The sequence below is a fragment of the Micromonospora sp. M71_S20 genome (genome assembly GCF_003664255.1).
GTDB lineage: Bacteria > Actinomycetota > Actinomycetes > Mycobacteriales > Micromonosporaceae > Micromonospora.
Genome location: NZ_RCCV01000001.1, coordinates 1,246,878 through 1,258,824 on the forward strand (window position 1 = coordinate 1,246,878; position 11,947 = coordinate 1,258,824).

11 protein-coding genes are annotated in these 11,947 nt (G+C 74.8%); 5 read left to right on the top strand and 6 right to left on the bottom strand.

What is annotated here, in order from left to right:
- The first annotated feature begins 4 nt into the window (after positions 1-4).
- The 5 genes from hutU to hutH all read left to right on the top strand — a co-directional run bounded on the left by hutU (position 5) and on the right by hutH (position 7,108).
- Positions 5-1,657, top strand: a complete 1,653-nt coding sequence (hutU, locus tag DER29_RS05470) for a urocanate hydratase (RefSeq protein WP_233599646.1) — start codon at positions 5-7, stop codon at positions 1,655-1,657.
- 55 nt (positions 1,658-1,712) lie between these two features.
- A complete protein-coding gene (locus DER29_RS05475; RefSeq protein WP_121396333.1) occupies positions 1,713-2,912 on the top strand; it encodes an allantoate amidohydrolase in 1,200 nt (399 codons plus the stop codon).
- Positions 2,913-3,030: 118 nt separating this feature from the next.
- Positions 3,031-4,383 carry a formimidoylglutamate deiminase gene (locus DER29_RS05480; protein ID WP_121399023.1) on the top strand — a complete coding sequence of 451 codons (1,353 nt, stop codon included), beginning with the start codon at positions 3,031-3,033 and terminating at the stop codon, positions 4,381-4,383.
- On the top strand, positions 4,380-5,576 hold the full coding sequence (gene hutI / locus DER29_RS05485) for an imidazolonepropionase (RefSeq protein WP_121396334.1): 1,197 nt from the start codon (positions 4,380-4,382) through the stop codon (positions 5,574-5,576). The genes DER29_RS05480 and hutI overlap by 4 nt, the downstream gene beginning before the upstream one ends.
- Positions 5,573-7,108, top strand: coding sequence for a histidine ammonia-lyase (gene hutH, locus DER29_RS05490; RefSeq protein WP_121396335.1), 1,536 nt, complete (start codon positions 5,573-5,575; stop codon positions 7,106-7,108). The genes hutI and hutH overlap by 4 nt, the downstream gene beginning before the upstream one ends.
- Positions 7,109-7,187: 79 nt before the next feature.
- Here the strand turns inward: hutH and DER29_RS05495 are convergent, their stop codons facing one another.
- The 6 genes from DER29_RS05495 to DER29_RS05520 all read right to left on the bottom strand — a co-directional run bounded on the left by DER29_RS05495 (position 7,188) and on the right by DER29_RS05520 (position 11,899).
- A complete protein-coding gene (locus tag DER29_RS05495; protein WP_233599647.1) occupies positions 7,188-8,102 on the bottom strand; it encodes an AEC family transporter in 915 nt (304 codons plus the stop codon).
- Between the two features lie 22 nt (positions 8,103-8,124).
- Positions 8,125-8,742: an RdgB/HAM1 family non-canonical purine NTP pyrophosphatase gene (gene rdgB, locus DER29_RS05500; protein ID WP_121396337.1), complete on the bottom strand. Its 618-nt coding sequence runs from the start codon at positions 8,740-8,742 to the stop codon at positions 8,125-8,127.
- On the bottom strand, positions 8,739-9,467 hold the full coding sequence (gene rph, locus DER29_RS05505) for a ribonuclease PH (RefSeq protein WP_121396338.1): 729 nt from the start codon (positions 9,465-9,467) through the stop codon (positions 8,739-8,741). Before rph ends, rdgB begins: the two co-directional genes overlap by 4 nt.
- Positions 9,468-9,532: 65 nt before the next feature.
- Positions 9,533-10,279 carry an MBL fold metallo-hydrolase gene (locus DER29_RS05510; RefSeq protein WP_121396339.1) on the bottom strand — a complete coding sequence of 249 codons (747 nt, stop codon included), beginning with the start codon at positions 10,277-10,279 and terminating at the stop codon, positions 9,533-9,535.
- Positions 10,280-10,565: 286 nt separating this feature from the next.
- Positions 10,566-11,531, bottom strand: a complete 966-nt coding sequence (locus tag DER29_RS05515; RefSeq protein ID WP_121396340.1) for a PLP-dependent cysteine synthase family protein — start codon at positions 11,529-11,531, stop codon at positions 10,566-10,568.
- A 14-nt stretch (positions 11,532-11,545) separates the two neighbouring features.
- Positions 11,546-11,899 carry a MoaD/ThiS family protein gene (locus tag DER29_RS05520; protein ID WP_121396341.1) on the bottom strand — a complete coding sequence of 118 codons (354 nt, stop codon included), beginning with the start codon at positions 11,897-11,899 and terminating at the stop codon, positions 11,546-11,548.
- Positions 11,900-11,947 lie beyond the last annotated feature (48 nt).

The following is an 11,947-nucleotide window of genomic DNA, read 5'->3' on the forward strand; positions in this document are numbered from 1 at the left end:
CGAGATGACCCAGCCCGTCCGCGCCGCACGCGGCACCGAACGCACCGCCCGTGGGTGGCCCCAGGAGGCCGCGCTGCGGATGCTGATGAACAACCTCGACCCGGAGGTGGCCGAGCGTCCCGACGACCTGGTGGTCTACGGCGGCACCGGGAAGGCGGCGCGGGACTGGCCGTCGTACCACGCGCTGGTGCGCACCCTGACCGACCTGCGCGACGACGAGACCATGCTGGTGCAGTCGGGCCGGCCGGTGGGCGTCATGCGTACCCACGAGTGGGCGCCCCGGGTGCTGCTGGCCAACTCCAACCTGGTGGGCGACTGGGCCACCTGGCCGGAGTTCCGCCGCCTCGAACAGCTCGGCCTGACCATGTACGGGCAGATGACCGCCGGCTCGTGGATCTACATCGGCACCCAGGGCATCCTCCAGGGCACCTACGAGACGTTCGCCGCCGTCGCCGCCAAGCGGTTCGGCGGCACCCTGGCGGGCACGCTGACGCTCACCGCCGGCTGCGGCGGGATGGGCGGGGCGCAGCCCCTCGCGGTCACCATGAACGGCGGCGTCTGCCTGGTCGTCGACGTGGACCGCAGCCGGCTGGACCGGCGGGTGCACGACCGCTACCTCGACGAGGTCGCCGACTCCCTGGACGACGCCGTCGAGCGGGCGCTGGCCGCGAAGCGGGACCGGCGGGCGCTGAGCGTCGGCGTGGTCGGCAACGCGGCCACGGTCTTCCCGGAGCTGCTGCGCCGGGGCGTCGACATCGACGTCGTCACCGACCAGACCAGCGCGCACGACCCGCTGTCGTACCTGCCGGAGGGGGTGGAGCCGGCCGACGCCCGGGACTACGCGGCGGCGAAGCCGGCCGAGTTCACCGACCGGGCGCGGGCGTCGATGGCGAAGCACGTCGAGGCGATGGTCGGGTTCCTCGACGCCGGCGCGGAGGTCTTCGACTACGGCAACTCGATCCGGGGCGAGGCGAAGCTCGGCGGGTTCGAGCGGGCCTTCGACTTCCCCGGCTTCGTGCCCGCGTACATCCGGCCGTTGTTCTGCGAGGGCAAGGGCCCGTTCCGGTGGGCGGCGCTCTCCGGCGACCCGGCCGACATCGCGGCCACCGACCGGGCGATCCTGGAGCTGTTCCCGGAGAACGAGTCGCTGGCCCGGTGGATCCGGATGGCCGGCGAGCGCGTCGCCTTCCAGGGCCTGCCGGCGCGGATCTGCTGGCTCGGCTACGGCGAGCGGGACAAGGCGGGGGTGCGGTTCAACGAGATGGTCGCCTCCGGCGAGCTGTCGGCGCCCGTGGTGATCGGCCGCGACCACCTGGACTGCGGCAGCGTGGCCAGCCCGTACCGGGAGACCGAGTCGATGGCCGACGGCTCCGACGCCGTGGCCGACTGGCCGTTGCTCAACGCGCTGGTCAACACCGCCAGCGGGGCGTCCTGGGTGTCGATCCACCACGGCGGCGGGGTCGGCATCGGCCGGTCCATCCACGCCGGGCAGGTCTGTGTGGCCGACGGCACGGCGCTGGCCGGGCAGAAGATCGAGCGGGTGCTCACCAACGACCCGGCGATGGGCGTCATCCGGCACGTGGACGCCGGCTACGACGCCGCCCGCGAGGTCGCGGAGGCCACCGGCGTGCGGGTGCCGATGGCGGAGACCCCGTGAGCGCGAGGAGTGCAGCGCAGCGGAGCCCCGCAGTCGCGAACATCGGAGGTACCGCGTGAGCGACCTCGCCGGGCGGTTCCGGGCGCTGTGGGACGAGATCGCGCCGGTCGGGCGGGACGAGGGCAGCGGCGGCTACCTGCGCTACGCGCTGACCGCGCCGGAGCTGCGGCTGCGGGAGTGGTTCCGCGAGCAGGCCGACCGCCGGGGCATGCCGGTCACCGACGACGGCAACGGCAACCTCTTCGCCCGGTGGGGCGACCCGGAGGCCGGCGACGCGGTGCTGACGGGCAGCCACTTCGACTCGGTGCCGCACGGCGGGGCCTACGACGGGCCGCTCGGCATCGTCAGCGCGTTCCTCGCCGTCGACGAGCTGCGCGCGGCCGGCGTCGCGCCGGCCCGCCCCGTGGTGGTCGGCGCGTTCGTCGAGGAGGAGGGCGCGCGGTTCGGCGTACCGTGCCTGGGGTCGCGGCTGCTCGCCGGGGAGATCGCGGTGGACCGCGCGGCCGGGTTGCGCGACGCCGGCGGGGTGAGCTTCGCCGAGGCGCTGGGCGCCCGGCCGGCGGGCGCCCGACCCGAGCTGCTCGGCGGCTTCGCCGCCTTCGTCGAGCTGCACGTCGAGCAGGGCCGAGCGATGGTCGACGCCGACGCGCCGGTCGGGGTGGCCAGCGCGATCTGGCCGCACGGCCGCTGGCGCTTCGAGTTCACCGGCGAGGGCAACCACGCCGGTACGACCCGGATGGCCGACCGCCGCGACCCCATGCTGACGTACGCCTTCACGGTGCTGGCGGCCAACAAGGAGGCGCGGCTGCGCGGTGCCCACGCCACCGTCGGCCGGGTGGCGGTGGAGCCGAATGCCACCAACGCCATCCCGTCGAAGGTGACCGGCTGGCTGGACGCCCGGGCCGCCGAGCCGGAGACGCTGACGGGGCTGGTCGACGCGGTGCGCGCGAAGGCCGCCGAGCGGGCCCGCCGCGACGGTACGGAGGTGGCGCTGACGGAGGAGTCGGCCACCCCGCTGGTCGCCTTCGACGGTGGCCTGGCCAACCGGCTCGCGACCCTGCTCGACGCGCCGGTGCTGCCGACCGGGGCCGGGCACGACGCCGGGGTGCTCGCCGCGCACCTGCCCACGGCGATGCTCTTCGTGCGCAACCCGACGGGGGTGTCGCACTCGCCGGCGGAGTCGGCCAGCGACGCCGACTGCGCGGCCGGGGTCACCGCCCTGGCCCGGGTGGTGGAGGAGCTGGCATGCCGGTGAACGCGGCCCGGGGAGGTCGGCGGCGGCCTGTCGGGCTGATGTCGCAGACGATTCGCCCCCGCGGTGATCGACTGATGTCGCAGACGATCCAGTTCGACAGGGGGCGTACGAGATGACCGTGACCCGCTGGCTCGCCGAGTACGCCTGGCTGCCCGACCACGCCGAGCCCACGGCCGACGTGCTGATCGAGACGACCGACGGACGGATCACCGGTGTTACCCCGCTGACGGCCGGGAGCACGCCGCCCGCCGGGGTCGAGGTCATGGCCGATGCCGAGCGGCTGCCCGGGCTGACGCTGCCCGGGCTCGCCAACGCCCACTCGCACGCGTTCCACCGGGCGTTGCGGGGGCGCACCCACGGCGGGCGCGGCGACTTCTGGACCTGGCGCGACCGGATGTACGCGGTGGCGCAGCGGCTCGACCCGGACTCGTACCTGGCCCTGGCCCGGGCGGTCTACGCCGAGATGGCGCTGGCCGGCGTCACCTGCGTCGGCGAGTTCCACTACGTGCACCACGGCCCGGACGGCACCCCGTACGCGGACCCGAACGCGATGGGTGCGGCGCTGGTCGAGGCCGCCGCCCACGCCGGGATCCGGATCACCCTGCTGGACACCTGCTACCTGACCGCCACCGTCGACGGGGAGCCGCTCGCCGGGCCGCAGCGACGCTTCGGCGACGGCGACGCGCTGCGCTGGGCGGAGCGGGTCGACGCGTTCCGGCCCGCCGACGACCACGCCCGGGTCGGCGCGGCGATCCACTCGGTGCGCGCGGTGCCCGCCGGGCAGCTCGCCACCGTGGCCGGATGGGCGGACCGGCGCGGCGCACCCCTGCACGTGCACCTCTCCGAGCAGCCCGCCGAGAACGACGCCTGCCGGGCCGCGCACGGCTGCACCCCGGCCCGGCTGCTCGCCGACCGGGGGGCGCTCGGCCCGAACACCACGGCCGTGCACGCCACCCACCTGACCGGCGGCGACCTCACGCTGCTCGGGGACGCCGGCACGGGCGTCTGCCTCTGCCCGACCACCGAGCGGGACCTGGCCGACGGGATCGGCCCGGCCCGGCGGATGGCCGACGTCGGCCTGCCGCTCAGCCTGGGCAGCGACAGCCATGCCGTGATCGACCTCTTCGAGGAGGCCCGCGCGGTGGAACTGGACGAGCGGCTGCGCACCCGCCGGCGCGGGCACTTCGGCCCCGCCGAGCTGCGCGACGCGGCCACCGTCGGCGGTCACGCCGCGCTGGGCTGGCGCGACGCCGGGCGGATCGCCGTGGGGGCGCGGGCCGACCTGGTGACCGTGCGGCTGGACAGCCCGCGCACGGCCGGCGTACCGCCGGTGGGGGTCTGGTTCGCGGCGGGCGCCGCCGACGTCGCGCAGGTCGTGGTGGACGGCCGGACGGTGGTGCGCGACGGCCGGCACCTGACCGTCGACGTGCCGGCCGAACTGGTTGCGGCGATCGAGGAGGTGACCTCGTGAGCAGTCTGCTGGTCGACGACATCGGCGAGCTGGTGACCAACGACGTCGGAGGCGAGGGCGGGCCGCTGGGCATCCGGCGCGACGTCGCCCTCCTGGTCGAGGAGGGGCGGGTGGCCTGGATCGGGCCGTCCCGCGACGCGCCGGCCGCCGACCGGCGCATCGACGCCGGGGGCGCCGCCGTGCTCCCCGGCTTCGTGGACAGCCACGCCCACCTGGTCTTCGCCGGGGACCGGGCCGCCGAGTTCGCCGCCCGGATGGCCGGGCAGCCGTACACCGGCGGCGGCATCCGGACCACCGTCGGCGCGACCCGGGCGGCCACCGACGACGACCTGCGGGCCACCGTGCGCCGGCTGCGCGGCGAGGCGATGCGGCAGGGCACCACCACCATGGAGATCAAGAGCGGGTACGGCCTCACCGTCGCCGACGAGGCCCGCTCGCTGGCGATCGCCGCCGAGGTCAGCGAGGAGACCACCTTCCTCGGCGCCCACGTGGTCCCCGCCGAGTACGCCGACCGCCCCGACGACTACGTGGGCCTGGTCTGCGGGCCGATGCTGGCCGCCGCCGCGCCGTACGCCCGCTGGATCGACGTCTTCTGCGAGCGGGGCGCGTTCGACGTCGACCACGCCCGCGCCATCCTCGCCTGCGGGCAGGCCGTCGGGCTGGGCGTGCGGGTGCACGCCAACCAGCTCGGCCCCGGGCCGGGCGTCCAGCTCGGCGTCGAGCTGGGCGCGGCGAGCGTCGACCACTGCACCCACCTGACCGACGCCGACGTCGACGCGCTGGCCTCGGCCGGCGAGACGTGGGTCTCCGGATTCGAGCCGACCACGGTCGCGACCCTGCTGCCCGGCGCCGAGTTCTCCACCCGCTCGCCCTACCCGGACGCCCGCCGGCTGCTCGACGCCGGCGTGATCGTGGCGCTGGCGACCGACTGCAACCCCGGTTCGTCGTACACCTCGTCGATGCCGTTCTGCGTCGCGCTCGCCGTACGCGAGATGCGGATGACCCCGGCGGAGGCCGTCTGGGCCGCGACCGCCGGCGGCGCCCGGGCGCTGCGCCGCGACGACGTCGGGGTGCTCCGGCCCGGGGCCCGGGCCGACCTGATGATCCTCGACGCCCCGTCCCACCTGCACCTGGCCTACCGGCCCGGTGTACCACTGATCCGCCAGGTTCTGCGCAACGGAGTGCCCCAATGACCGTCACCGTACTGCCCACCGGGATCTCCCCCGCCGACGTGCTCGCCGTGGCGCGCGGCACCGCCAAGGTCGTCCTCGACCCGGCCACCGTCGACGCCATGACCGTCAGCCGGTCCATCGTCGACGGCATCGAGGCCGCCGGCCGGCCGGTCTACGGCGTCTCCACCGGCTTCGGCGCGCTGGCGAACACCTTCGTCGCGCCCGAGCGGCGGGCCGAGCTCCAGCACGCGCTGATCCGCTCGCACGCCGCCGGGGTGGGCGCGCCGATGCCGCGCGAGGTGGTCCGGGCCATGATGCTGCTGCGGGTCCGCTCGCTGGCGCTCGGCCGTTCCGGGGTCCGGCCCCTGGTCGCCGAGGCGCTGGTCGACCTGCTCAACCACGACGTGACGCCGTGGGTGCCGGAGCACGGCTCGCTGGGCGCCTCCGGCGACCTGGCGCCGCTGGCGCACTGCGCGCTGGTGCTGCTCGGCGAGGGCTGGGTGCTCGGCCCGGCCGGCGAACGGCTGCCCGCCGCCGACGTGCTGCGCCGGGCGGGGCTGGCGCCGATCGGGCTGGCCGCCAAGGAGGGGCTGGCGCTGATCAACGGCACCGACGGCATGCTCGGCATGCTGCTGCTGGCGATCCACGACGCCGCGCACCTGTTCACGATGGCCGACGTCACCGCCGCCCTCGCCATCGAGGCGATGCTCGGCTCGGAGCGGCCGTTCCTGCCGGAGCTGCACGCCATCCGGCCGCATCCCGGGCAGTCGGCCTCGGCGGCGAACATCCACCGGCTGCTCCAGGACTCCCGGGTGATGGACTCGCACCGCGACGACCTCGCGCACGCGGTGCAGGACGCGTACTCGATGCGGTGCGCCCCGCAGGTCGCCGGGGCGGCCCGGGACACGCTGGACTTCGTCCGCACGGTGGCCGGCCGGGAGCTGGTCTCGGTGGTGGACAACCCGGTGGTGCTGCCCGACGGCCGCGTCGAGTCGACCGGGAACTTCCACGGCGCACCGCTGGGCTTCGCCGCCGACTTCCTGGCCATCGCCGCCGCCGAGGTGGGCGCGATCGCCGAGCGCCGGGTCGACCGGCTGCTCGACGTCACCCGGTCCCGGGAGCTGCCGGCGTTCCTCTCCCCCGACGCCGGGGTCAACTCCGGGCTGATGATCGCCCAGTACACGGCGGCCGGGATCGTCGCGGAGAACCGCCGGCTCGCCGCGCCGGCGTCGGTGGACTCGCTGCCCACCAGCGGCATGCAGGAGGACCACGTCTCGATGGGCTGGGCAGCGGCCAAGAAGCTGCGCACCGTGCTGGACAACCTGACCAGCCTGCTCGCCGTCGAGCTGCTCGCCGGCGTACGCGGGCTCCAGCTGCGCGCCCCGCTCGACCCGTCGCCGGCCGGCCGGGCGGCCGTCGCGGCGCTCGGCGGGATCGCCGGGGAACCCGGTCCGGACGTCTTCCTGGCCCCGCTGATGGAGGCCGCCCGGGACGTGCTGGCCGGGCCCGAGCTGCGCGCCGCCATCGAGGGCGAGATCGGGCCCCTCGACTGACGGCCACCCCGGGCCACCGTTGCGCCGCGGTGGCCCGGGGTGCCGCGCGGGCGGCCGGATCGCGTCGCCACGTCGGGGCTCAGCCCGCCAGCACCGCCACGCCGACCAGCACGGGCACGGCGGCCACCGTCGACAGCAGGATCGAGTCGCGCGCCAGGACCGCGCCCCGGCCGTAGCGGATCGCGTAGACGAAGACGTTCTGCGCCGTCGGCAGGGCGGCGGTGACCGTGCAGGCCAGCACGAGGTTGGGCGGCAGCCCCATCGCGAAGCGGGCGACGAGGTAGGCGACGGTGGGCTGGACCACCGTCTTGAGGACGACCGCGAGCCGTACGTCCCGCCCGGTGTCGCCGGAGCCGGGCCGCGGCGCGCCGTGCAGGGAGAGGCCGTACGCGATCAGTGTGGCGGGAACCGCCATCGCCGCGACGAGTTCGATCGGCCGCAGGACCGGCTCCGGCGGCAGCCAGCCGGTCAGGCTGGCCCCGACGCCCAGCGCGCACGCGATGGTGACCGGGTTGGTGAGCGGCTGGAGCACCACCGTGCCGAGCGACGGTCTGCTTCCCGCCGTGGCCGCCTCGAGGAAGGCGAACGCGACCGGCGTCATGACGACCAGTTGGAACATCAGGACGGGCGCGACGAACGAGGCGTCCCCGAGGACGTAGACCGCGACCGGGATGCCGATGTTCGCCGCGTTGACGTACGACGAGGCCAGGGCGCCGACCGTCGCGTCCGCGACGGAGCGGCGCCAGCAGAGCCTCGCGACGGCGACGAACACCGACGCCACGGCGGTGGTGCTCACCACCGTGACGACGAGGGCGGACGAGACGACCGCGGGCACGTCGGCCCGGGCCACCGTCTCGAACAGCAGCGCCGGAGTCGCCACGAAGAACGCCACGCGGGAGAGGACGGTGGCCGCCTCCGGCCCCAGCACCCCGCCACGGCCGAGCGCGTAGCCGACGGCGATGACGGCGACGATGACGGCGAAACCCGTCAGCACCCCTGGCACCGGGGCGGGTCCGTCAGCTCGCGGGCGGCAGCACCTTGGCGACCAGCTTGGCCAGCTCCCGCAACGCCTTGCCCCGGTGGCTGACCGCGTCCTTCTCCTGCGGCGTCAGCTCGGCGTTGGTGCGGTCCTGGCCGTCGCCGAGGAAGATCGGGTCGTAGCCGAACCCGCCGTCGCCGCGCGGCGACCGGAGCAGCCGGCCGGTCTGCCGGCCGTCGACCAGGTGCTCCTTGCCGCCGGGCAGCACCAGGGCCACCGTGCAGACGAACGACGCGCCCCGGTGCTCGTCGGGCAGGTCCGCGATCTGGTCCAGCACCAGCTGGAGGTTGGCCTCGTCGTTGCCGTGCCGGCCGGCCCAGCGGGCGCTGAACACCCCCGGCATGCCGTTGAGCGCCTCGACGGCGAGCCCGGAGTCGTCGGCGATCGTCGGCAGGCCGGTGCGCCGGCAGCCCTCCCGCGCCTTGATCAGCGCGTTCTCGCCGAAGGTCAGGCCGCTCTCGGGCAGCTCCGGGTACTCCTCGACGTCGTCGAGCCCGATCAGGGCGACACGGTGCGCGCCGAGCGCGCCGTCGAGGATCCGCTGGAGCTCGACGAGCTTCTTGCGGTTACGGGTGGCGAGCAGCACCTTGTTCATGAGAAGAGCGCCTTCCGCTGGGCTTCGGCCAGTTCCACGCAGCCGGCGACGGCCAGGTCGAGCAGGGCGTCGAGCTGCGCGCGGGCGAACACGCCCGCCTCCCCGGTGCCCTGCACCTCGACGAACTCGCCCGTGCCGGTGCACACCACGTTCATGTCGACCTCGGCGGCCACGTCCTCGGTGTAGTCGAGGTCCAGCCGGGGCTCGCCGTCGATGATCCCGACGCTGATCGCGGCCACCGAGCGGTGCATCACCTTCTCCGGCTTGCCGGCCAGCGACTTGCGCCCGGCCAGCCAGGTCACCGCGTCGTGCAGCGCCACGTACGCGCCGGTGATCGCGGCGGTGCGGGTGCCGCCGTCGGCCTGGAGCACGTCGCAGTCGAGCACGATCGAGTTCTCACCGAGGGCCTTCAGGTCGATCGACGCCCGCAGGCTCCGGCCGATCAGCCGGGAGATCTCGTGCGTACGCCCGCCGACGCGGCCCTTCACGCTCTCCCGGTCGGAGCGGGTGTTGGTGGCCCGGGGCAGCATCGCGTACTCGGCGGTGACCCAGCCGAGCCCGGAGCCCTTGCGCCAGCGGGGCACGCCCTCGGTGACGCTGGCGGTGCAGAGCACCCGGGTGCCGCCGAACTCCACGAGCACCGAGCCCTCCGGATGGGTGCTCCAGCCCCGGGTCAACGTCACAGGTCGGAGTTCGTCGGGTCGCCGCCCGTCAGGTCGTGCCATCCCTGCACCCTATGCGGTGCCCCGATCGGTGTGCCCCGGGGTGTCCCGTCCCGGGTGCCGGCCGGTCAGATCTCGTAGCTGGCGCCGGGCCGGACGACTTCCAGCGGCCCGTCGAAGGCGGCCCCGGCCGACTCCACGGTGTGCGCCTCGCTGCCCCAGGCGGCCACCAGGTGGGTGAGCAGCAGCCGGCCCACCCCGGCCTTGGTCGCCGCCTCGCCGGCCTCCCGGCCGGTCAGGTGCAGGTCCGGCGGGTTCTCCACGCCGTCGAGGTAGCTCGCCTCGCAGAGGAACGTGTCGGCGTCCTGGGCCAGTCGCAGCAGCGCGTCGCAGGGCGCGGTGTCCGAGGAGTAGCAGAGGACCCGGCCGCCGTGCTCCAGCCGGACGCCGTACGTCTCGACGGGGTGGTTCACCCGGTCGACGGTGACCGCGAACGGGCCGATCGGGAAGGTGCCGGGTTCGAGGGCGTAGAACTGGTAGACGTCCTCGACCGTGCTGTCCTCCTGCCCGTACGCGGCGGCCAACCGGTCCGGCGCGCCGGCGGGGGCGTAGACGGGCAGCGACGGGTAGGGGCCGTCCGGGGCGTAGCGGCGGACCACCACGTACGACGCCGCGTCGAGGATGTGGTCGCAGTGCAGGTGGGTGAGGATGATGGCGTCCGGGGCGTGCAGCCCCGCGTAGCGCTGGAGGTTGGACAGCGACCCGGAGCCGAAGTCGACCAGCAGCCGGAAGCCGTCGGCCTCGACGAGGTAGGCCGAGCAGGGGGACTCGGGACCGGGGAAACTGCCCGCGCAGCCCAGGACGGTCAGTCGCATCGAGTCGTCTCACTGTAACTATGCGTAGTTTCCGCGCCGACGGTCCCACTGTGGATGATCTCTACCGACGCGTACGCCACGCAGGGCAGCCTACGCGCGCCCGCGCGACGACAAGAGTCATCCACAGGAAGTTGTCACCAACGTGACACCCGCCCGGGCCGCCCGCCCGGATCCCGTGACGAGACGGCGTGCGCCGGTAGCGCTGGGTGAGTGGCCCGGCGGCGTCGCGGGAGCCGTGACGGGCGGCCGGGCCACCGACGCGTGTCGGCGGCCCGGCCACGGGACGTCACGCCCAGAGCTGCCCCTCCAGGGCTTCCTCCGCGTCGGCGAGGGTGCCGCCGTACGCCCCGGTGGAGAGGTACTTCCAACCGCCGTCGGCGACCACGAAGGCCACGTCGGCCCGCTGGCCGGCGCGGACGGCCTCGTGCGCCACCGCGAGGGCGGCGTGCAGGATCGCGCCCGTGGAGAAGCCGGCGAAGATGCCCTCCACCTCGACGAGCTGCCGGGTCCGCAGCACCGCGTCGCGCGTGCCGACGGAGAAGCGCCGGGACAGCACCGACGCGTCGTAGAGCTCGGGCACGTAGCCCTCGTCGATGTTGCGCAGCCCGTAGACCAGCTCGCCGTAGCGCGGCTCGGCCGCGACGACCTGGATGCCGTCGACCTTCTCGCGCAGGTAGCGCCCGGTGCCCATCAGCGTCCCGGTGGTGCCGAGGCCCGCCACGAAGTGCGTGATCGTGGGCAGGTCGTGCAGCAGCTCCGGACCGGTGGTCTCGTAGTGCGCCCGGGCGTTGGCGTCGTTGCCGTACTGGTAGAGCATGACCCAGTCGGGGTGCTCGGCCGAGATCTGCTTGGCGGTGGCCACCGCCTGGTTGGAGCCGCCCGCCGCCGGCGAGAAGATGATCTCCGCGCCGTACATCCGGAGCAGCTGCACCCGCTCGGTCGAGACGTTCTCCGGCATCACGCAGACCAACCGGTAGCCGCGCAGTTTGGCCACCATCGCCAGCGAGATGCCGGTGTTGCCGCTGGTCGGTTCGAGGATGGTGTCGCCCGGCCGGAGCCGGCCGGCCTCCTCGGCCGCCCGGACCATGAACAGGGCCGCCCGGTCCTTGATGCTGCCGGTGGGGTTCCGGTCCTCCAGCTTCGCCCAGAGCCGCACCGGCGGCGCCCCGGCGGGCACCGTCGGGGAGAGCCGGGGCAGCCCGACCAGGGGCGTTCCCCCGCAGGCGTCGAGGAGGCTGTCGTACCGCGCCATGGTGACCGCCGCCGTCAGCGGGCGGCGGCGGCCGACCGCGCGGCGACCGCGGCGCCGTGCTGGGCGATCGCGGCGGCCGCGGCGAAGCCGAACGCTCCCCCGGCGACGGCCGGCAGGATGGTCACGCTGTCGCCGTCGTTGAGCTTGGCGTCCAGCGCGCCGAGGAAGCGGACGTCCTCGTCGTTGACGTAGACGTTGACGAAGCGGTGCAGCGCGCCGGCGTCGGTGACCAGCCGGGCCTTCAGGCCGGCGTGCCGGGAGTCCAGGTCGGCGAGCAGGTCGGCGAGCGTGTCGCCGGCGCCCTCGACGACCTTCGCGCCGCCGGTGTAGCTGCGCAGGATGGTGGGGATGCGAACCTCGATGGCCATGATGTCGTGCTCCTCGAAGATGATCGGGCGTGCCGGAAGGTGACGGGA